Source organism: Massilia sp. DD77, from assembly GCF_036961685.1.
GTDB lineage: Bacteria > Pseudomonadota > Gammaproteobacteria > Burkholderiales > Burkholderiaceae_D > Telluria.
On sequence record NZ_JBAMDH010000010.1, the window covers coordinates 1 to 21,458 of the forward strand.

Here is a 21,458-nt window from a genome sequence, read left to right on the forward strand (position 1 = left end):
TCGCGCTTTTTCGACCTTCCACCCCACCTTTTTCGCAGTCCGTCGCACACCGCTGGAGCCCCGCGGCCGCTTTTCCTATAGTGCATCCATCGACAGCCGATTTGGCTTACCCACTTACCCGAAGGAGCACATCATGAACGTCCTCAAGAACATGGAAGCCATCTTCCTCGCAGCCCTGATCGTTGTTAGCGGCAGCAGCTACGCGGTGGCCGCGACCGAGAAAGCCTCGGACAGCTACGCCGCCCAGGTCTCGGTCGGCATGGCCAAGGTCGCCGTGGTGAAGGTGAGCGCCGCCCGCTGAACCCTGTCGCAAGGCAAGCGGGCGAAAAAAAAGCCCGCTGTTGAGGCGGGCTTAAATCCAATTCTTTTCTGAGGAGAGTTGGAGGAGACAGGAGTAAGTATGCTGCGTCACAGCATATAAATCCAATTTCCTTTTCAAATACTCGACATTAGAATTGTGAATGTCTCTCAGGTGCGCGGCACGCAGGTGATGTTGATGTTCTCCACCTTGGCGTCGCCCATCACACCGGTCGCGTTGGCGATGGTGCAGTTCAGGCCGGCAGGATTGGTGATCACGGTCACGCCGTAGGTCACGCCGTAATTCACCGCCACCGGCATCTGGTAGTCGACCGCGGCCGAGGTCGTCGCCTTGGTCAGGGTCAGCGTACCGCCGGTGCTGCCGTTGGCCAGCACCAGGCCGTCCGCCGTCATTCCGGTGATCTTGCCGCCGATGCTGTAGGCGTTCACGGCGCAATTGACGATGACGTCGATGCGCGCCAGGCGGCCGGCCGTGTTCTTGTTGATCGGCTCGTAACCATTCTGGAAGTTGCAGGTCTGGTGCAGCGGCTGCTGCTTGAACTGGACGTTGTATTCGTCGCCGTACTCCAGCTTGTTCGGGAAGGCATAGCTGACCGCCGCGCCGGTCGTGGCAGGCGGGGCAACGGCGACTTCCATGCCGTTGGTCGTCAAGACCAGGCCCGGGTAGACCAGGCCGTTGACGGTGCCGGCCACCGTGTACTCGGCTTTGCCGCTACCGCCGCCGCAGGCGGACAGACCCAGGGCCAGCGCCAGCGCAAGCGCCGGACGAATCGGGAAAGACTTCATTGAATGACTCCAGGAGAATTTACGGGGTGCAAGTGACGGCCACGTTGTTGATGGCGGCGGCGCCCATGGTGCCGCTGGCGTTGGCGATCGTGCAGGTCTGGCCGGCCGGCTGGGTCAGGATGGCGATGCCATAGACGCCGTCCTGCGGCACCTTGGCCATGGCGAAGCTCGTGGCGCCGGCCGGAATGGTGACCTTGTCGGCGCCGTTGACCAGCACCAGCTCGCCCTTCAGGTTGGCGACGCTGCCGCCCAGGTCGTGTTTCTTGAAGGTGCAGGCGACATCCACGCGGTTGGTCGAGAACACCGCGCGCCCGGTAGGGGCGATGACCTGGCAGCTTTCCACGTTGTCCGGCTTGCTCTTGACCTCGACGTTGTACTTGGAGTCGGTTTCCACCAGGTTCGGGAAGAACCAGTTGCCGACGCCGCTGGTGGTCGGGACGACCGCGTAGTCCGAGCCGCCGTTGTTGGTCAGCACCAGGCCGGTCTTGGTCACGCCGGAAAAGCTGCCGCCAATGGCAAGCTGGCCATCGTCGCCGCCGCCGCAGGCGGTCAGCGCGAGCGTGCAAGCCAGCACGGCGCCGGCACGCAGATTGGAACTCTTCATGTACTTACTCCACAATATTCGGACGGGAAAGCGCGTTGCGCGGATAGATAGACAAAATCGCCCAACATTTTAGTCCATTTGGCAAGCTGCTGGTCCATTTGCCTTTGTATCGGGGTGTAACGACGTCTGTATGCGATTGATTTTCAAGGAGCGGCTCGTTATGCTTGGGGCGACACCTGCAACCCGCGCACCATGACAAAACCCTGGCCAAAAGCCGTTCTGTTCGATCTCGACGACACCTTGTGGCCGATCGCGCCCGTCATCATCGAAGCGGAGAAGATCCTCTATGCCTGGCTGGCCGAGCATGCGCCCCGCGTGGCGCAGCAATACACGATCGAAACCTTGCGCCAGGCGCGCCTGGAACTGCTGGCCAGCCGCCCCGAATTCCAGCTCGACCTGGGCGCGCTGCGCCGCGCCGGCCTGATCGCCGCCTTCGAGCAGGCGGGCGAGGATACCACCAAGGTCGAGCTTGCCATGGTCGAATTCTTTGCTGCGCGCAATGCCGTGATTCCCTACGACGATGTGGTGCCCGGCCTGCTGCGCCTGAAGAGCCGGGTGCTGATCGGCTCCGTGACGAACGGCAACGCCGACCTGGAGACCATCGGCCTGGCGCGCCACTTCCAGGCCTCGGTGGCCGCCCACCAGTTCGGCAAGGCCAAGCCCGCTCCCGAGATCTTCCAGGCCGCTTGCGCAGCGCTCGGCGTGCGATTTTCCGAGGCCGTGTACGTGGGCGACGACCTGCTGCTCGACGTCCAGGGCGCCCAGCGCGCCGGCCTGCGCGCCGTCTGGATGAACCGGGTCGGCAAGCGCAACCCGATACCTCATCTGGTGGAGCCCGACGCCGAAGTGACGAGCCTGGACGAACTCATCGACTGGCTCAAGCGCGAACATGCCTGAAACCGGTTTGAGCAGGCGCATGCCTCGCCTTGCGCAGGCTTGCAGTTGCGGCGCCGCGTCCCCACCTATTTATAATATAGGCAGCAACTCTTTTGCTTCCAGGAATCATGCAACTCGATAACCGTGCCCAAACCCTGCTCAAAGCGCTGGTCGAACGCTATATCGCCGACGGCCAGCCGGTAGGCTCGCGCGCGCTGTCGAAGATCTCCGGCCTGGACCTGTCGCCGGCCACGATCCGCAACATCATGGCGGACCTCGAGGAGATGGGCTACGTGGCCAGTCCGCATACCTCGGCCGGCCGCATCCCGACGCCGCGCGGCTACCGCCTGTTCGTGGATACCCTGCTGACGGTACGGCATCTCGACGAGCAGACCGTCGCCGCCGAGCGCATGCGCCTGCCGGTGCAGCAGCCGCAGAAGATCATCGCCAACGCCGCCCAGATGCTGTCCTCGCTGTCGCAGTTCGCCGGCGTGGTGCAAAGCCCGCGCCGCGAATCGGTGTTCCAGCAGATCGAATTCCTGCGCCTGTCCGAGAAGCGCATCCTGCTGGTGATCGTCGACCCGCGCGGCGATGTGCAGAACCGCCTGCTCCTGACCGACGTCGACTACACGCCCGGCCAGCTGACCCAGTCGGCCAACTACCTGAACCAGAACTATGCCGGCCTGACCTTCGACGAGGTGCGCGCCCGCCTGACCGGCGAACTGCGCCAGCTGCGCGACGACATGGGCAGCCTGATGCAGGCCGCGGTGGAGGCGGGCAGCGAGGCGATGGCCGAGGGCGACGACATGGTGATCTCGGGCGAGCGCAACCTGCTGTCGGTGTCCGACCTCTCCTCCAACATGAGCTCGCTGCGCCAGATGTTCGAGATGTTCGAGCAGAAGACCGGCTTGATGCAGCTGCTGGACGTGTCCAGCAAGGCGGGCGGGGTGCAGATCTTCATCGGCGGCGAGTCGAAGCTGGTGCCGATGGACGAGATGAGCGTGGTGACGGCGCCCTACGAGGTGAACGGGCGGATCGTGGGGACCTTGGGGGTGATCGGGCCGACGCGGATGGCGTATGAGCGGGTGATTCCGATTGTGGATATCACGGCGAAGCTGCTGTCCAACGCGCTCAGTCAGCCGTAAAAAAAAGCACGCGTCCGCGGCGTGCTTTTAACTTGGGTTCTCGCCTGCGCAGGGAGTCATAGCCGCCAGTGGCGGGTATGACGGTTTTTAGGTCGGTGGCAGGGAGCGCCGATCGTAGTCGGCTCCTTTAGAACGTCATCCCCGCGAAGGCGGGGACCCAAGTTCGTCGATCAGCCGGCAACGCATCCTTGCACCGCACGCCGTATTTACTGCTTCCTCGGGCAATTCACCTTCACGCAATTCCCATAAATCGCCAGCGCATGCTCGGCGATCTTGAACCCGCGCTCGGTCGCCACCTTGTGCTGGCGCGATTCGATCTCTTCGTCGTAGAACTCCTCGACATGCCCGCAATCCAGGCACACCAGGTGGTCGTGGTGGGAGCCGGCGTTCAGCTCGTAGATCGCCTTGCCGGTTTCGAAGTGGTTGCGGTTGAGCAGCCCGGCCTGCTCGAACTGGGTCAGGACCCGGTAGACGGTCGCCAGGCCCACGTCCATGTTATCGGCCAGCAGGATCTTGTAGACGTCTTCCGCCGTCAGGTGCCGCACTTCGCTGTTCTGGAAGATTTCCAGGATTTTCAGTCGCGGCAGGGTAGCCTTCAGGCCGCTGGCCTTCAGGTCGGAGGGGTTGTTACTCATGTTTGTTGCTCGTAGTTTGGCGGAGTGCTTTATGATATAGCGTTTTGGAGCTCCCGCTCAAACGTTTTGAGGTTATCTATGCGCGTCAACCATGCCGTTTTTCATCGATCCTCCGCCAGGACTGCGCTTCTTGCAGGCCTCGCGTGCACCCTGATGCTGTCCGGCTGCGCCAGCTGGCGTAACCAGACGCGTCCGGCAGCGCCGGTGAACACGGACCCGGCCGCAACCGCCGCCGCCGCCGAGAAATCGGCCGCGGCCGCCAATGCCGGCGCGCAGACCACCCAGGTCACCAAGCTGCAGAAATTCCTGTGGGTGTTTTCGCCTTACCGTCCGGACATCCAGCAGGGCAACTTCGTCTCGCAGGAGATGCTGGCCCAGCTGAAGGTCGGCCAGACCCGCGACCAGGTCCGCTTCATCCTCGGCAGCCCGCTGCTGACCGATGCCTTCCACGCCGACCGCTGGGACTATCCCTTTTACCTCGCACGCGGCAACGGCGAGCTGACCACCAGCCGCGTCACCGTCTACTTCAAGAACGACGTGGTCGAACGCTTCGAAGGCGGCAACCTGCCGAGCGAACGCGACTACATCGACCGCATCGCCGGTCCGGCCAAGGGCACCAAGGCCAAGCCCGAGACCCGCCCCGTCGAACCAGTAAAGGTCGGCGGCGCGCCTGTGGTGCAGCCATGAGCGCAAGCCTGAAGATCGCTGTCGCCGGCGCCAGCGGCCGCATGGGCCGCATGCTGATCGAAGCGATCCAGGCCGCGCCCGACGCCGAGCTGGCGGGCGCGCTCGACGTCGCCGGTACGCCGGCCATCGGCATGGACGCCGGCGCCTTCGCCGGCCAGCTGACCGGCGTGATCATCCAGTCCGACCTGGCCGCCGCGCTGGACCAGGCCGATGTCCTGATCGATTTCACCCGCCCGGAAGGCACCCTGCATCACCTCGCATACTGCGCCGCCCACGGCAAGCAGATGGTGATCGGCACCACCGGCTTCGACGAGGCCGGCAAGGCCGCGATCCGCGCCGCCGCCGAGAACACCGCGGTGGTGTTCGCCCCCAACATGAGCGTGGGCGTGAACGTGACCCTGAAGCTGCTGGAAATGGCGGCCAAGAGCTTCTCGGAAGGCTACGACATCGAGATCGTCGAAGCGCACCACCGCCACAAGGTCGATGCTCCCTCGGGCACCGCGCTGAAGATGGGCGAGGTGATCGCCGACGCCCTGGGCCGCGACCTGAAGGACTGCGCCGTCTACGGCCGCGAAGGCGTGACCGGCGAGCGCGACCCGTCGACCATCGGCTTCGCCACCGTGCGCGGCGGCGACGTGGTGGGCGACCACACCGTCATGTTCCTCGGAACCGGCGAACGCATCGAGATCAGCCACAAATCGAGCAGCCGCGTGACCTATGCCCACGGCTCGCTGCGCGCCGCGCGCTTCCTGGCGGGCAAGCCGAACGGCTTGTACGACATGCAGGACGTGCTGGGCCTGAAGGCTTGACATGGCAGTCGCGGAACTGAACGGCGCCGCCATCGTCGACGAGGCCTCCTTCCACGCCGAAAGCCGCCGCGCATTCGGCTTTCCGGATGCGTACGTGGACTCCATCGACGCCTGGGTGGACTGCATGAGCTACCTGCGCGACGACGAGAACATGACCAAGTTCCGGCTCAAGCCGGACGAGGTGCTGGAGATCGTCATTCTGGACGCCGCCAAGATGAAGGCGGCCGTGCCGGATTTGCTGGAAGAGATCGCCTTCTGCGTCGGCGGCATCAACGAGCGCTATGAGGATTATGGCGAGAAGCCGGCGCTGGAGCTGGTGCTGCGCTGAGTCGGCCACTAACCTAGACTCCGACCACTATCCTTGAAACCGTCATCCCGGCCTGCGCCGGGATGACGGTTTTTAGTTTTGTGGTCTTAAGGACAATATCCTTTGAGCTGGCTATCCCTACGGCAGCACACTTCGCCGCAGTGCAAAATGAACCAGTATAATGTTCTGTTCCACCCTCCACGTCCGCAAGAAATCATGCAAGAAAAATATAGTCCAGCCGAAGTCGAACAGGCCGCCCAGGCCTACTGGAAGTCGATCGACGCCTATAAAGCCGTCGAGAACGACCCGCGTTTCCCAAAAGGCAAGTACTACGCCTGCTCGATGCTGCCTTACCCGTCGGGCAAGCTGCACATGGGTCACGTGCGCAACTATACGATCAATGACGTGATGTACCGCTACCTGCGCATGAACGGCTACAACGTCCTGATGCCGATGGGCTGGGACGCGTTCGGCATGCCGGCGGAGAACGCCGCGATGGCCAATAACGTGCCGCCCGCGGAGTGGACTTATTCGAACATCGCGCACATGAAGAAGCAGATGGAGTCGATGGGCCTGGCCATCGACTGGTCGCGCGAGATGACCGCCTGCAAGCCGGAATACTACAAGTGGAACCAGTGGATGTTCCTCAAGATGCTGGAAAAGGGCATCATCTACCAGAAGACCGGCACCGTGAACTGGGACCCGGTCGACCAGACCGTGCTGGCCAACGAGCAGGTGGTGGACGGCCGCGGCTGGCGTTCGGGCGCGCTGATCGAGAAACGCGAGATCCCGATGTACTACGTGCGCATCACCGAGTACGCGGACGAACTGCTCGACTACGTCGACAACAAGCTGCCGGGCTGGCCGGAACGCGTGCGCGTGATGCAGGCCAACTGGATCGGCAAGTCGACCGGCGTGCGCTTCGCCTTCCCGCACGTGATCATGGACGAGGCCGGTGAGCTGATCAACGACGGCAAGCTCTACGTCTTCACCACCCGCGCCGACACCATCATGGGCGTGACCTTCTGCGCCGTGGCGGCGGAACACCCGCTGGCCCAGCACGCCGCGAAAAACAACCCGGAACTCGCCGCCTTCATCGCCGAGTGCAAGCTGGGCTCCGTGATCGAAGCCGACATGGCGACGATGGAAAAGAAAGGCATGCCGACCGGCCTTACCGTCACCCATCCGGTGACGGGCGAGCAGGTGCCGGTCTGGGTCGGCAACTACGTCCTCATGACCTACGGCGACGGCGCCGTGATGGGCGTGCCGGCGCACGACGAGCGCGACTTCGGCTTCGCCAAGAAGTACGACCTGCCGATCAAGCAGGTGGTGGCCGTCGACGGCCAGGAATTCTCGCTCGACGGCTGGCAGGAGTGGTACGGCGACAAAGAGCAGGGCAAGACCATCAACTCGGGCAAGTACGACGGCCTGGACTACACCGCCGCCGTGAACGCCGTGGCGGGCGACCTGGCGGGCCAGGGCATCGGCGAGAAGAAGACCACCTTCCGCCTGCGCGACTGGGGCATCTCGCGCCAGCGCTACTGGGGCACCCCGATCCCGATGATCCACTGCGGCGACTGCGGCGCGGTCCCGGTCCCGGAACAAGACCTGCCGGTCGTGCTGCCGGAACACCTGGTCCCGGACGGCACCGGCAACCCGCTGAACAAGGACGAAGCCTTCCTGAAGTGCGACTGCCCGAAGTGCGGCAAGCCGGCGCGCCGCGAGACCGACACGATGGACACCTTCATCGACTCGTCCTGGTACTACATGCGCTATACCTCGCCGGGCTCGAACGAGGCCATGGTCGACGCGCGCAACGATTACTGGATGCCGATGGACCAGTACATCGGCGGCATCGAGCACGCCGTCATGCACCTGCTGTACGCGCGCTTCTGGACCAAGGTCATGCGCGACTTCGGCCTGGTCAAGTTCGACGAGCCTTTCGTCAACCTGCTGACCCAGGGCATGGTGCTGAACGAGACCTACTACCGCGAAGACGCCTCCGGCAAAAAGACCTGGTTCAACCCCGCCGACGTCGAACTGACCTTCGACGACAAGGGCCGTCCGCAAAGCGCCATTCTCAAGGCCGATGGCCAGCCGGTAGTCCTGGGCGGCACCGAGAAGATGTCGAAGTCGAAGAACAACGGCATCGACCCGCAGGCCCAGATCGAGCAGTACGGGGCCGATACCGCGCGCCTGTTCACCATGTTCGCCTCGCCGCCGGAACAGACCCTGGAATGGTCGAACAGCGGCGTCGAAGGCGCCAGCCGCTTCCTGCGCCGCGTATGGGCCTATGGCTACGCACAGCGCGAGCGCATCGCCGCGGCACTCGGCGGCAAGCAGGAAGGCACGCTCGACGACGCCCAGAAGACCCTGCGCCGCGAAGTGCACAAGGTGCTGCAGCAGGCCGACTACGACCTCAAGCGCATCCAGTACAACACCGTGGTCTCGGCCTGCATGAAGATGCTCAATACCCTGGAATCCAGCAAGCTCGAAGATAACGTGGCCAGCAACGCCGTGATCGCCGAAGGCTTCTCGATCTTCCTGCGCCTGCTGAACCCCGTCTCGCCGCACATCACCCATGCGCTGTGGCAAGACCTGGGCTATGCCCAGGCCTATGGCGACATCCTGAACGTGCAGTGGCCGGAAGTCGACCCGGCCGCGCTGGAGCAGTCCGAGATCGAGCTGATGATCCAGGTGAACGGCAAGCTGCGCGGCTCGGTCAAGGTGCCGAAGGAAGCCGACAAGGCGGCCATCGAGGCGGCTGCGCTGGCATCCGAAGCGGTGCAGAAATTTGTCGAAGGGACGCCGAAGAAAGTCATCGTCGTGCCGGGCAAACTGATCAACATCGTGGTGTAAGCGAATGCGCGCACTCAAGACCCTGGTAGGTGTGGTGCTGGCGGCGGCGGTCCTCGCGGGCTGCGGCTTCCAGCTGCGCGGCTCGAACGGCCAGTACAACCTGCCGTTCCAGAGCATCTGGCTGGCCTTCCCGGAGGCTTCGCCGCTGGGCACTGAGCTCAAGCGCAACCTGCGCGCGGCCGAAACCGTGCGCATCGAGCAGGACGCGTCCAAGGCCCAGGCCTTGTTCGACGTGCTGTCCGAGTCGCGCGGCAAAGCGATCCTGTCGCTGAACAGCCTGGGCCGGGTGCGCGAATACACGCTGAGCTACACCCTGGTGTTCCGCGTGCGCGACGCCAACAACCGCGAGCTGCTGGCCCCGACCGAGATCACCCTGCGCCGCAACATCGCCTTCGACGAAGGCCAGGTGCTGGCCAAGGAATCGGAAGAAGCGCTGCTGTACCGCGACATGCAGACCGACCTGGTGCAGCAGATCCTGCGCCGCCTGGCCGCGATCAAGCCGGCCGCCTGAGGAAGCACGATGCAGTTGCGGCTCGAGGCGCTCGACGGCCACCTGTCCAAGGGGCTGGCGCCCCTGTATGTGATCACCAGCGACGAGCACCTGCTTGCGCTGGAGGCGGCCGACCGTATCCGCAAGACCGCGCGCGCGCAAGGCTACACCGAGCGCGACGTGCTCACGGTCGAGCGCAGCTTCAAGTGGGGCGAGCTGCTGGCGGCCAACCAGGCCTTGTCCCTGTTCGGCGACAAGAAGCTGATCGAGCTGCGCATCCCGGGCGGCAAGCCCGGCAAGGACGGCAGCGCCGCCCTGCAAAGCTACGCCAAGGACCTCAGTCCCGACAACCTGACCCTGATCACCCTGCCCAAGCTGGACTGGCAGACCGCCAAGGCCTCGTGGGTGACGGCATTGCAGCAGGCCGCGGTCTACATCGAGATCCCGAACGTGGAAAGGGCGCAGCTGCCGGGCTGGATCGGCATGCGCTTATCGGGCCAGGGACAGAGCGCCGAGCGCCAGAGCCTGGACTTCATCGCCGACCGCGTGGAGGGCAACCTGCTGGCGGCGCACCAGGAAATCCAGAAGCTCGGCCTGCTGTACGAGCCGGGCAAGCTGAGTTTCGAGCAGGTGCAGGACGCCGTGCTGAACGTGGCGCGCTACGACGTGTTCAAGCTGTCCGAGGCGATGCTGATGGGCGACCCGGCGCGCCTGGCGCGCATGCTGGAAGGCCTGAAGGGCGAAGGCGAGGCGCTGCCGCTGGTTTTGTGGGCGGTCAGTGAAGAAATCCGCACGCTGCTAAAATTGAAGACCGGGATGAGCCAGGGGCGGCCGCTGGGCGCGCTGCTGAAGGAATACCGGATCTGGGGACCGCGCGAGCGGATGATGGAACCGGCGCTGCGCCGCGTGTCGCTCGGCACGCTCGAGGCAGCGCTACAGGACGCGGCGCAGGTGGACCGGATGGTCAAGGGCCTGCGCGCGAAGCAGTTCGCGGGCGATGCGTGGGATGCCATGTTGCAGCTGGCCTTGAAGGTGGCGCGCTAGCGTCGCGGTCTGTCAGCGCCGGTTGAACGCGTCGGCAGAAACCTGCCGACCCTACGTAGGGTCGGCGGGTCCCCCGCCGACGCGTCCAGCTCACGCATGAACGACGGCACCACCCTCCGCATACCAACTTTGCAATTGGACGACACGATGGACATCACCGCACACATGCACACCTTGGGCCGCCAGGCCCGGGCCGCCTCGCGCGCCATGGCGCGCGCCGACGGCGCCACCCGCAACCGCGCGCTGCTCCTGATCGCCGAGGCGATCGAACGCGAAGCCGACGCCCTGCGTAGCGCCAACGGGCAGGACATGGATGCAGCCCGCGCCAACGGCCTGGCCCCGGCCCTGCTGGACCGCCTGGCCCTCTCAAGCGCCGCCATCGCCACCATGGTGACCGGCCTGCGCCAGATCGCCGAGCTGCCGGACCCGATCGGCGAAATCTCGAACATGAAGGTGCGCCCGACCGGCATCCAGGTGGGCCAGATGCGCGTGCCGCTGGGCGTGATCGGCATCATCTACGAAGCGCGTCCGAACGTGACGGTGGACGCGGCCGGCCTGTGCATCAAGAGCGGCAACGCGGCCATCCTGCGTGGCGGCTCGGAAGCCATCCACTGCAACCGCGCGCTGGCGAAACTGGTGGCCGAAGGCCTGCAGAAGGCCGGCCTGCCGCTCGAGGCGGTGCAGGTGGTCGACACGGTCGACCGCGCCGCCGTGGGCGCCTTGATCACCATGCCGCAATACGTGGACGTGATCGTCCCGCGCGGCGGCAAGGGCCTGATCGCGCGCCTGATGGAAGAGGCGACGGTCCCGATGATCAAACACCTGGACGGCATCTGCCACGTCTACATCGACGCCAAGGCCGACCTCGAGAAAGCCCTGCCGGTCGCCTTCAACGCCAAGTGCCACCGCTACGGCACCTGCAACACCATGGAAACCCTGCTGGTGTCGCGCGCGATCGCCCCGACGGTCCTGCCGCGCCTGGCGGAGCTGTACAAGACGAAAGAAGTCGAGCTGCGCGCCGATCCGGAGTCGTTCGCGATCCTGGCGGGCTATCCGCATCTCGTCGCCGCGACGGATGAAGACTGGAGCACCGAATACCTGGCGCCGATCCTGGCGGTCAAGATCGTGGCCGGCATCGACGAAGCGATCGACCACATCAACACCTACTCGTCCAAGCACACCGACGCCATCATCACCGAGGACTTCAGCGGCGCGATGCGCTTCCTGAAGGAAGTCGATTCGGCCTCGGTCATGGTGAATGCCTCGACCCGCTTCGCGGACGGCTTCGAATACGGCCTGGGCGCCGAGATCGGCATCTCGAACGACAAGCTGCACGCGCGCGGCCCGGTGGGACTGGAAGGACTGACCTCGCTGAAATACGTCGTGTTCGGTCACGGCGAAATACGTCAATAACAACAAGGAAGCGCATGTACCTCTGGATCAAGGCCCTGCACATCGTCTTCATCGCGTCCTGGTTCGCCGGGCTGTTTTACCTGCCGCGCATCTTCGTCAATCTGGCGCAGGAGACCAACCCGGCCGTGACCGAGCGCCTGCTGGGCATGGGGCGGCGGCTGTACCGCTTCACCACCATCCTGATGGTGCCGGCGCTGGTGCTGGGCCTGTGGCTGTGGCTGGGCTATGGCGTCAGCGGGGGCTGGCTGCATGCGAAGCTGGCGCTGGTGGTGGTGACGATCGGCTACCATCATGCGTGCGGGTCGCTGCTGAAGAAGTTCGAACGCGGGGTGAATGCGCGCAGCCACACCTGGTACAGGTATTTCAATGAAGTGCCGGTATTGCTGCTGCTGGCGATTGTGATTCTGGTGGTGGTGAAGCCGTTCTGATTGAACGCTGGCAATAATCACCTTACTTAGTTAGTTTCAAAACCGTCATCCCGGCGGAGGCCGGGATCCAAGGTCGTCGAGTCGCAACGAACGTCAACTTAGGTTCCGGCCTCCGCCGGAACGACGGTCTCACGGTTATCAGCGAAAACAGATAACGCGTAACTCAACAGTTTTATTAACGGACAAAGGGTACCCCTCATGGCCTCCTATTTTTGCCCATGCCCGCGCGGCATGGAAGCGGCGCTTGCCGAAGAACTGGGCGAGATCGCCCAGCTGAGCACCACCCTGAAGGTGCACAACCAGGTCCCCGGCGGCGTGCACTGCTCCGGGTCCCTGACGGACGCTTACCTGGTCAACCTGCACTCGCGCATCGCCTCGCGCGTCCTGATGCGCATGGGCCAGCGCAGCTACAACAACGAGAACGACATCTACGACCTGGTGCTCGAGCAGCCCTGGGAAGACTGGTTCGGCACCGAGCACACCATCCGCGTCGACGTCACCGCGGTTAAGTCGCCGCTGAAGAGCCTGGAGTTCACCACGCTGAAGATCAAGGACGCCATCTGCGACCGCTTCCGCGACCAGTTCAACAAGCGCCCGTCGGTCAACACCCGCGAGCCGGACATGCGCATCGTCGGCTTCCTCGACCAGCGCAACTTCATCATCTACCTCGACACCTCGGGCGAAGCGCTGTTCAAGCGCGGCTGGCGCGAAGAGACCGGCGACGCGCCGCTGCGCGAGAACCTGGCGGCGGGCATGCTGCGGGTGTCGGGCTGGAAGCCGGGCGTGCCGCTGTTCGACCCGATGTGCGGCTCCGGCACCATCCTGGTGGAAGCCGCCCAGATGCTGCAGGGGATCCCGCCCGGCGCGCGGCGCCGCTTCGCCTTCGAAAAATTCCGCGACTTCAACCGCCAGGCCTGGCAGGACATGAAGGCCGCGATCAAGCCGAACGCGCTGCCGAGCGAACCGACCATTTTCGGCTCCGACATCTCGGGCGACATGGTGGCCATGACGCGCCATAACCTGAAGGTGGCCGGCATCCTGTTCGAGGTGCCGCTCAAGCAGATCGAGGCCCAGCACGTGAACCCGCCGACCGAGCAGCCGGGCATCCTGCTGACCAACCCGCCCTACGGCGAGCGGATCGGCGTGCGCGGCGACTCCACCATGCCGCAGGACGAGATGGCCGTGGCCTTCTACTCGGCCCTGGGCACCACCCTCAAGCAGCGCTTCGCCGGCTGGACCGCCTGCCTGTTCACGGCCGACCTGGGCCTGCCCAAGATGCTGCGCCTGAAGGAATCGCGCAAGACGCCGTTCTTCAACGGCGCGCTCGAATGCCGCCTGTTCCGCTTCGACATGGTGGCCGGCTTCAACCGCAGGGAAGAAGCCAAACCGAAGCAGGAATAAAGACCCACGAAGGACCCACGATGCTGCCGCCGACCGAACCGCCCGATCTTCCCAAGGACCCCGTCATACCGGTCCCCTTGCCCAAGCCCCACAAGATCGCGATGCTGTCGGCCGGCGGCCTCGCCACCCTGCTGGCGGCCCTGTCGATGCTGGGGCCGTTCTCGATCGACGCCTACCTGCCGGCCTTTCCGCAGATCCGCGCCGAGCTGCACGCCACGCCGATCGAAGTCCAGCAGACCCTGACCGCCTACATGCTGGCCTTCGCCGGCATGGTGCTGTGGCATGGCGCGCTGTCCGACGCCTTCGGGCGCCGCAACGTGATCCTGGTGGCGCTGGTGGTGTTCGGCATCGGCACCTTCGGCTGCGCGGCCGCGTCTTCGGTCCATTACCTGTGGGTGTTCCGCATCATGCAGGGGGTGTCGGCCGGGGCCGGCGTGGTGGTGGGGCGCGCCATCATCCGCGACCTGTATTCCGACACCGCCGCGGCGCGCCTGCTGTCGATGGTGACCATGATCTTCTCGATCGCGCCGGCCATCGCGCCCGTGCTGGGCGGCTGGATCGTCACCTGGTTCGACTGGCGCGCGATCTTCCTGGCGCTGTGCGTCTATACCATCGTGCTGGGCTGGTTCTGCTGGAAGCATTTACCCGAGACGATGCCGATGGAGAAGCGCCAGCCCTTCAACCCGCGCTTCCTGGCCGAGAGCTATGGCGCGATCTTCTCGTCCTTCCTGTTTCACATGAAGGCGGGCGTCACGGCGCTGAACTTCGCCGGCCTGTTCCTGTACATCGCGGCCGCGCCGGTGATGCTGCCCGAGAGCCTCGGCCTGGGGCCGTCGGAATTCGCCTGGCTGTTCGTGCCGACCGTGAGCGGGATCTTCCTGGGCGCGCTGGCGGCCAACCGCCTGGCCGGCAAACTGGACTTCGCGCGCCAGATCCGCATCGGGTTCTTTTTCATGCTGGGCGCGATCGCGTTCAACGTGGCCTACCACATCTTCCTGCCGCCCGCGCTGCCCTGGACCGTGGCGCCGATGTTCTTCTTTACCTTCGGCAGCTCGATCATCGCGCCTGGCGCCACCCTGCTGGCGCTCGACCTGTTCCCGCACATCCGCGGCACCGTGGCCTCGTGCCAGTCTTTCGTGTCGACCCTGCTGGGCGCGATCGTGGCGGGGGTGGTGGCGCCGCTGCTGTCGCATTCGGTGCTGGCGCTGGCCCTGGGGCAGGCCGGATTCGCGCTGCTGTCGCTGGCGTTCTGGGCGACGGCGCGCCGCTACCGCCGCCGGATGCTCAAGATGGGCAGGAGCGGGGCGGGGCGCTAAACGAGGATCGGGGAAAGCGGGGAATTACTGCTGTGCTTGCCGCTTGCGGCGGATGACGGCCATCGCGCCCAGGCCCAGGGCCAGCAGCGGCAGCGATCCCGGCAGCGGCACCTCGTGGCCGAGCCTGGTCATGCCTTCGACGACGTCGTTCTGGCAGGTCTCGCCCCAGTGCAGGGCCATGGTCGAATACTGCGCCAGGTCGCTCTTGGCGACGTTGATGCTGAAGGTCAGCGACTGGTCGGCCAGCACTTTCCAGGTGCCGACCAGGCCCGTGTTGCGCACGGTCGACGAGGTGGTCTTGACCGCGGTCGCCTGGCCTTCGCGGTAGGTGCAGTCGACCCCGTTCCTGCAGCTCATGTAGGACTCGGCATTCCTGATGCTCTGCGCATTGGTCGTGCCGTTCAGTTCATACAGCTTGAAGGTGCCGCCGGTGTTGCTGAAGCGGTTGTCCAGGCTGAAGCCGTATTCCCACAGGGTGCCGTTGGCGGCGTTGTCCTTGGCGTGGTGGACATCGGTGCCGAAAGGGTTCCATTTTTGCGCGAGGAACACGTCGCCATAGCCGATGCCGCCCGGGGCCGAGCTGGGCGAGGCGCCCGCATGGCCGGCGAAATTGGTCGAAATGACGACGGTCAGCACATCCCCGGCGCGGGAGATATGGGCGCCCTGGATGTCGTACAGGCTGCCGCCGATCACATCTCCCGCCCCGTGATCGTTGCCTCCCCAATAGCCATTGACCGCGGAGTCGCCGATGTCCCCGGCATGTGCGGTCTGTGCGGCAAGCAGCACGAGGCCGGTCATGGAGTAGGCGAGCAATCTTTTCATGGGAGGCATGTAATAATGGATGAGTAGGGGCTGCGAAGCACAGATCATGCCATTAGGAAATTATTGTTATAAATCAATGGCTTGTGAGGTTAGCGCAGGAAACAACAGTTTCCGATGTAAAAGTTCTCGACAGATTGACTGACATTTAAGCAAGGAATCATAATCCATGGCAATAATTTCGTCGAGAATCTGATGGCCGAACAACACTCAACGCGGCGTACCTGGTCCACCAAGCACATGCTGGGCGGCGGCGCCGTCATTGGCGCCGTGGCGCTGTCGGTCGGCCTGGGGCTGCACGTCAAGCAGCCGCCGGTGCCTGAACTGCGCAGCAAAGCGGCGCATTACCAGCAGCGCGGCGAATACAGCGCAGCCGTCATCCTGCTCAAGAATGCCATCCAGGCCGCACCCGCGGATGCGCAGACACGCTTCGAGCTGGCCAAGGTTTATCTCGACAGTGGCGAATCCGAAAGCGCGGAAAAGGAAATTCGCGCAGCGCTCAAGCTGGGTTACCCGGCCGGCGCCGCCATGCCCGTGCTTGCGCAGTCCCTGGTGCTCCAAGCGCAGTACCAGAAAGCACTGGATGAGACGCAAGCGGCGGCCGCCGGGCGGGATCCCGAGCTGCTGGTTGTGCGCGCCGATGCCCTGTGCGGCCTGGGCAGGCTGGACGAGGCCAGGCAAGTGTATGAGGCGGTGCTGCAGGCTGCGCCCGGCACCGTGTCCGCCATGCTCGGGCTCGGACGCCTGGCCTTGCGCACCGGCCACGCGGACGAGGCGTCGGCACTGTCCGCCCGCGCGCTCGCGGCCCAGCCGACGAATACCTCGGCCCTGCTGTTCCAGGCTGAGCTCTTCCGCAGCACGGGACGCAGCGATGAAGCCATGCGCGTCTACCAGCGGGTCCTTTCGCTCAACCCGGGGCAGCGCTACGCCTATATCCTCAAGGCGGACCTGGAAATCGTGCTGGGCCAGTACGAGCAGGCGCAGAAAGACCTGGACGCCGTGCGCAAACTGGCGCCCAGGAGCATCCTGCTTTCCTATACCCAGGCGCTGCTGTACTTCTCGCAAGGGAAGTACCAGCAAGCCAGGGAATCGGTGCAGCACCTGCTCCGTGTGGCCCCCAACCATGCGCCGAGCATGCTGCTCGCCGGGGCCATCAGCCTGCGCCTGAACTCGCCCTACCAGGCCGAGAGCCACCTGCGCGAGTACTTGAAACACGATCCCGGCAACGCCTATGCACTCAAGCTGCTGGCAGCTTCCCTGCTGCGCAGCGGGCAGGCCGGCAACGCGCTGGACCTGCTGGCGCCTGCGCTCGAGGCGGGCGGCAAGGACGTCCAGTTGATGGCGCTGGCGGGCGAAAGCCATCTGCAGGCGCGCGACTTCCGCAAGGCCGCCGACCTCTTCCAGCAGGCCAGTGCGCTGGCGCCAGGTTCGGCGGAGCTGCGCACCTCGCTGGGCTTGAGCAAGCTCGGCATGGGCGAGATGGACAATGCGATTGCCGACCTGCGCGCCGCCACGGAGCTGGACCGCGGCGCCGTCGATGCCGGCGTCGCCCTGGTCAGGGCGGAGATGAACCTGAAGCGCTACGACCAGGCGCTGGCCTCGGTGGAGAAACTGGAGCGTGCGCATGCGCGCAACGCCGCCGTGGCCGACCTGAAAGGCAGCGTTCACCAGGCCATGGGAGCGCAGGCCAAGGCGCGCGAACAGTTCGAACGCGCACTGGCGCTGCAGCCGGACTACTATCCCGCGGCGGCTCACCTGGCCGAAATGGCGCTGGGCGGCGGAGACGCCGGCGCGGCGCGCGCGCACTTGCACGCCTTCCTGGAGAAGAACAAGAACCACGTCGAAGCCTTGACGGCCCTCGCCATCCTGGCCGACCGCGCGGGCAAGCCGCAGGAGGCCACCGGCTGGCTGGAAAAGGCCGCCGCCGCATCTAGCGAGCTGAGGTTGTCGGTCGGCCTGGTCACACAATATCTGCGCACCGGGCAGACCCAGAAGGCACTGGACCTGACCGGCAAGCTCATGGTGGCGCATCCGGAAAATACCGACCTGCTCGACCTGCTCGGCAAGGGCCAGCTGGCAAATGGGCAGGCTGAAGCCGCGCTCGGCACCTACAAGTCGCTGGCGGCCGCCTTGCCGCGCTCCGCGCAGGCGCGCATGCAGGTGGCGGCGCTGGAGTTGCTGCTCAAGCAGGATATCGCGGCCGAGAGCAGCTTGAAGGACGTGCTGGCGATCCAGCCGGACTTCCCCGCCGCGCAACTGGCCCTGGCCGAACTGCAGGTACGCAAGGGACAGCACGAGCTGGCCCTGATGACGGCCGAGCGCATGCAGCGCAAGCATCCCCGGGCATCGGCGGGCTATCAGCTCGAAGGCGATATCCTGATGGCCCGGCAGCAGGCCGCGCGCGCGCTCGAAGCCTACCGGCGCGCGTACGCGTTCACGCCGAATGCGGAGCTGACCATCAAGATCAGCCATGCCTTGCGCCAGGCAGGCAAGCCCGAGCAGGCAGCTGCGCAACTGGCGCAGTGGCTGCGCGATCACCCTGGCGACCAGCGGGTCCAGCTCTACCGGGGCGAAAGCCTGCTGCGGGAAAAACAGTACCCCCAGGCGGCCGCCCAATTCGAGGAGATACTGGCGAAGGATCCGCGCCAGGTCGCGGCCCTGAATAACCTGGCGCTGGCCTACCAGCGCATGAAGGATGCACGCGCGCGCCAGTTCGCCGAGAAAGCCGTCGCCCTGGCCGGCGAGCAGCCCGCGGTCATGGATACCCTTGCGTGGATCCTGGTCGAGGAAGGCGAGCTGGCGCGCGGCCTGGCGCTGCTCAAGAAGGCGCATGCGCTGGCGCCGCAGGCACGCGCCACGGCTTACCACCTGGCTGTGGCCATGTCCAGGTCGGGCGATGGGGCAGGCGCGCGCAAGCTGCTCGAAACCCTGCTCGCCGGTAAAGGGAGTTTTGCCGACGAGGAAAACGCGAGACGGCTGCTCGCCCAGTTGCCCTGAATATAGCCAGCACGTCGCGCCGAGGCCGGGATCACCCGGCCTTTTTCATTAACGCAACACTTTCACATTGCAAGTGAAACAATATTTCATGTATGCATACAAATCGTAATAATATTTCAAGACTGTGAACAATTTCTGTTGCTCTGTTACTATCAGAACAACCGATAGGCAACAGTTTTTCCCGAAACTATTGTTCCTGATCAGAAATGTATATATGCTAAGACAAGTTTTTTACATCCACGGAATAACAGGCCACAACCCCGCCTGTTCGATGGATGAAAAGACTAGATCTTGTGGCAACCCGTTTTCAGGCACGTCGGGCAGCCACTTTCCAACCTTCACAAGTGGCGGCCGTGTTTGATAACATGCACCAATCGGACCAGGATATCCGCAATCGTTTGCTGATTGCCCGTCTGCCGGCAATGCCGCAGATCCTCGTCAAGCTGATCGAGCACCTCCAGGCGGACGACCTGGGGATGCCGGAGCTCGCCGCTTTGATCTCGAAGGATGCCGGCATGACCGGCAAGCTGCTGGCCGTCGCCAACAGCTCGGCCTACCACCGCAACGGCCGCACCGTGAACCTCGAGCAGTCCCTGGTGTCGCTCGGCACGGACATGATCAAGACCCTGGTCATCAGCGACTCGGTATTCCAGACCTTTAACAGTTTCCCGCATTCGGGCAGCATCGACCTGCGCGCCTTCTGGAAGACCTCGCTGACCGCCGCCGTGCTGGCGCGCGAGGCCGCCCGTGCGATCGACTACCCGCACCATGAAGAAGCCTACCTGGCCGGCCTGCTGCACAACGTCGGCCGCCTGGCCTTGCTCGCCACCGCACCCAAGGAATACGGCTTCAACTTCACCGCGCGCGACGACGAAGACCTGTGCGCGGTCGAGCAGCGCACCCTGCAGATCACCCACGCCGAAGCGGGCGCCTGGCTGATCGAACGCTGGCAGCTCGATTCCTTCCTGGCCGACGCGGTGCTCTATCACCACGAGCCGAGCGACCGCCTGGAATCGGCCCATCCGCTGATCCGCGCCGTGCGCCTAGCCCACGTGCTGGCCAGCCATGCCGACGACCAGGCCGCCGTGATCGAGGCCGCCGCGCTGTGCAACCTCGATGCAACCCAGGCCCTGCAGCTGCTGGACGGCGCCGCGCGCCAGGTCGACAAGGCCGCCGCCCATCTCGGCATCGACCTGGCCGGCGCCGACGAGATTCCCGCGCCGCCGGCCTATGCGCCGCCGCCCGTCGATCCGGTGCAGCAGCGCCTGTCCGAGGAAGTGCGCAACATGGTGCTGGTGTCCGAAGTGGGCCAGACCCTGGCGCGCCAGCAGGGCGAATCCGGCCTGCTGGAAGCGATGACGCGCACCGCGCGCATCCTGTTCGATTTCGAGAACGCCGTCGTCCTGCTGGAAAACCCGACCGGCCACGCCCTGGTGGGCGCGCCGACCGCGGGCAGCCAGCGCATCGCCGAATTCGCCGTGCCGCTCGCCAAGGGCGGGCCGGTGGCCAAGAGCGCCCTCGAGCGCCGCCCCGCCTTTGTCCAGCGCGAGCGCCAGCCGATCGGCATGGCCGAGGAGCAGCTGCTGCGCATGCTCGGCACCGATAGCCTGGTCTGCCTGCCGCTGGTGGCGGGCGCGCGCTGCCTGGGCGTCCTGATCGGCGGCGTGGGCGCCTGGCAGCTCCCGCATTGTCAGCGCCGCGAACGCTTCATGCAGGCCTTCGGGGCCCAGGCCGCCACCGCCCTGGAAAACCTGCTGTCGGAACGCGGCCACGCGCGCCGCCAGCTGGCCAACGTGGCCGAGGAATACCGCGAGGCCTCGCGCCGCGTGGTGCACGAGGTGAACAACCCGCTGTCGATCATCAAGAACTACCTGAGTGTCCTGGACAGCAAGCTGGCGCGCCAGGAACCGGTGGGCGGCGAGCTGTCGATCCTGAACGAAGAGATCGACCGTGTCGGCCAATTGATCGGCAGCCTGGCCGAGCTCAAGCCGCTCGACGCCGGCCCGCGCGCCACCGACGTGGCCAAGGTGGTCGACGACGTGCTGCGCCTGTTCCGCTCCAGCGGCTTCGTGCCGGCCTCGGTCGAGATCGTGTCGCACATGCACGAGGACGCGAGCCGCATCGAGGGCGACGCCGATGTGCTGAAACAAATCCTTGTCAACCTGGTCAAGAACGCGGTCGAGGCCCTCAGCGGCGCCGGCGGCCGGGTCGAGATCCTGAACCGCGGCCACGTCAACCGCGAGCGCCAGCTCTACATCGAGCTGGTGGTCAGCGACGACGGCCCCGGCCTGTCGCGCGAGGTGCTGGCCAACCTGTTCTCGCCGGTGAAGAGCACCAAGGACGGCGCCCACCATGGCCTGGGCCTGTCGATCGTGCACAGCCTGGTCAAGAAGCTGGGCGGCCACATCGCCTGCCGCAGCGGCCGCACCGGCACTGCTTTTGAAATCCTCCTGCCGGCGTGGTCCGGCGCCGGCACGGCGGTCGCCCTGCCGCCGGCGCGCGCGCTCGGTTCAGCTTAGTTCGG

Annotated in this window: 19 protein-coding genes; 15 read left to right on the plus strand and 4 right to left on the minus strand. The window is 65.1% G+C overall.

Translation table 11 applies throughout. The features are described 5' to 3' along the window. The first annotated feature begins 133 nt into the window (after positions 1-133). Positions 134-301: a hypothetical protein gene (locus V7778_RS07305; RefSeq protein WP_335553279.1), complete on the plus strand. Its 168-nt coding sequence runs from the start codon at positions 134-136 to the stop codon at positions 299-301. A gap of 167 nt (positions 302-468) precedes the next feature. Here the strand turns inward: V7778_RS07305 and V7778_RS07310 are convergent, their stop codons facing one another. Together V7778_RS07310 and V7778_RS07315 are read right to left on the minus strand one after the other, a co-directional pair. Further along, entirely contained in the window at positions 469-1,104 is a 636-nt protein-coding gene (locus tag V7778_RS07310) for a hypothetical protein (protein WP_335553280.1), read from the minus strand. Positions 1,105-1,123: 19 nt separating this feature from the next. Next, positions 1,124-1,708, minus strand: a complete 585-nt coding sequence (locus V7778_RS07315; RefSeq protein WP_335553282.1) for a hypothetical protein — start codon at positions 1,706-1,708, stop codon at positions 1,124-1,126. Between the two features lie 192 nt (positions 1,709-1,900). Here V7778_RS07315 and V7778_RS07320 point away from each other — a divergent pair, with 192 nt between their 5' ends. Both V7778_RS07320 and hrcA read left to right on the plus strand, forming a co-directional pair. Next, positions 1,901-2,605 carry an HAD family hydrolase gene (locus tag V7778_RS07320; protein WP_335553283.1) on the plus strand — a complete coding sequence of 235 codons (705 nt, stop codon included), beginning with the start codon at positions 1,901-1,903 and terminating at the stop codon, positions 2,603-2,605. Positions 2,606-2,712: 107 nt separating this feature from the next. Next, positions 2,713-3,729 carry a heat-inducible transcriptional repressor HrcA gene (hrcA, locus tag V7778_RS07325; protein ID WP_335553285.1) on the plus strand — a complete coding sequence of 339 codons (1,017 nt, stop codon included), beginning with the start codon at positions 2,713-2,715 and terminating at the stop codon, positions 3,727-3,729. Positions 3,730-3,935: 206 nt separating this feature from the next. Here the strand turns inward: hrcA and fur are convergent, their stop codons facing one another. Beyond that, a complete protein-coding gene (gene fur, locus V7778_RS07330; RefSeq protein ID WP_335553288.1) occupies positions 3,936-4,364 on the minus strand; it encodes a ferric iron uptake transcriptional regulator in 429 nt (142 codons plus the stop codon). Between the two features lie 153 nt (positions 4,365-4,517). Between fur and V7778_RS07335 the strand changes: the two genes are divergently transcribed. The 10 genes from V7778_RS07335 (at position 4,518) to V7778_RS07380 (ending at position 15,118) form a co-directional block, all read left to right on the plus strand. Further along, positions 4,518-5,051 (plus strand): outer membrane protein assembly factor BamE, encoded by a 534-nt coding sequence (locus tag V7778_RS07335; RefSeq protein WP_335553289.1) that lies wholly within the window; start codon positions 4,518-4,520, stop codon positions 5,049-5,051. Beyond that, complete coding sequence (gene dapB / locus V7778_RS07340) at positions 5,048-5,860, plus strand: 4-hydroxy-tetrahydrodipicolinate reductase (protein WP_335553292.1); 813 nt, start codon at positions 5,048-5,050, stop codon at positions 5,858-5,860. Before V7778_RS07335 ends, dapB begins: the two co-directional genes overlap by 4 nt. A gap of 1 nt (position 5,861) precedes the next feature. Beyond that, positions 5,862-6,188, plus strand: a complete 327-nt coding sequence (locus tag V7778_RS07345) for a barstar family protein (RefSeq protein ID WP_335553294.1) — start codon at positions 5,862-5,864, stop codon at positions 6,186-6,188. 195 nt (positions 6,189-6,383) lie between these two features. Further along, positions 6,384-9,026: a leucine--tRNA ligase gene (leuS, locus tag V7778_RS07350; protein ID WP_335553298.1), complete on the plus strand. Its 2,643-nt coding sequence runs from the start codon at positions 6,384-6,386 to the stop codon at positions 9,024-9,026. A gap of 4 nt (positions 9,027-9,030) precedes the next feature. Beyond that, positions 9,031-9,537 (plus strand): LPS-assembly lipoprotein LptE, encoded by a 507-nt coding sequence (locus V7778_RS07355; RefSeq protein ID WP_335553300.1) that lies wholly within the window; start codon positions 9,031-9,033, stop codon positions 9,535-9,537. Between the two features lie 9 nt (positions 9,538-9,546). After that, the gene (gene holA, locus V7778_RS07360) at positions 9,547-10,560 is read left to right on the plus strand and encodes a DNA polymerase III subunit delta (protein WP_335553301.1); all 1,014 of its coding nucleotides are present in this window, start codon (positions 9,547-9,549) and stop codon (positions 10,558-10,560) included. A 147-nt stretch (positions 10,561-10,707) separates the two neighbouring features. Beyond that, complete coding sequence (locus tag V7778_RS07365) at positions 10,708-11,973, plus strand: glutamate-5-semialdehyde dehydrogenase (protein ID WP_335553303.1); 1,266 nt, start codon at positions 10,708-10,710, stop codon at positions 11,971-11,973. Between the two features lie 14 nt (positions 11,974-11,987). Further along, positions 11,988-12,401, plus strand: a complete 414-nt coding sequence (locus V7778_RS07370; protein WP_335553305.1) for a CopD family protein — start codon at positions 11,988-11,990, stop codon at positions 12,399-12,401. A 198-nt stretch (positions 12,402-12,599) separates the two neighbouring features. Then, complete coding sequence (locus V7778_RS07375) at positions 12,600-13,802, plus strand: THUMP domain-containing class I SAM-dependent RNA methyltransferase (protein WP_442920706.1); 1,203 nt, start codon at positions 12,600-12,602, stop codon at positions 13,800-13,802. Positions 13,803-13,822: 20 nt separating this feature from the next. After that, the gene (locus tag V7778_RS07380) at positions 13,823-15,118 is read left to right on the plus strand and encodes a multidrug effflux MFS transporter (RefSeq protein ID WP_335553308.1); all 1,296 of its coding nucleotides are present in this window, start codon (positions 13,823-13,825) and stop codon (positions 15,116-15,118) included. A 24-nt stretch (positions 15,119-15,142) separates the two neighbouring features. Here V7778_RS07380 and V7778_RS07385 read toward each other — a convergent pair whose 3' ends face one another. Next, positions 15,143-15,940 (minus strand): VPLPA-CTERM sorting domain-containing protein, encoded by a 798-nt coding sequence (locus V7778_RS07385; RefSeq protein WP_335553310.1) that lies wholly within the window; start codon positions 15,938-15,940, stop codon positions 15,143-15,145. A 192-nt stretch (positions 15,941-16,132) separates the two neighbouring features. Between V7778_RS07385 and prsT the strand changes: the two genes are divergently transcribed. Both prsT and V7778_RS07395 read left to right on the plus strand, forming a co-directional pair. Then, positions 16,133-18,934 (plus strand): XrtA/PEP-CTERM system TPR-repeat protein PrsT, encoded by a 2,802-nt coding sequence (gene prsT, locus V7778_RS07390; RefSeq protein ID WP_335553312.1) that lies wholly within the window; start codon positions 16,133-16,135, stop codon positions 18,932-18,934. A 365-nt stretch (positions 18,935-19,299) separates the two neighbouring features. Continuing rightward, positions 19,300-21,453, plus strand: coding sequence for an HDOD domain-containing protein (locus V7778_RS07395; protein ID WP_335553314.1), 2,154 nt, complete (start codon positions 19,300-19,302; stop codon positions 21,451-21,453). The last annotated feature ends 5 nt before the right edge of the window (positions 21,454-21,458 follow it).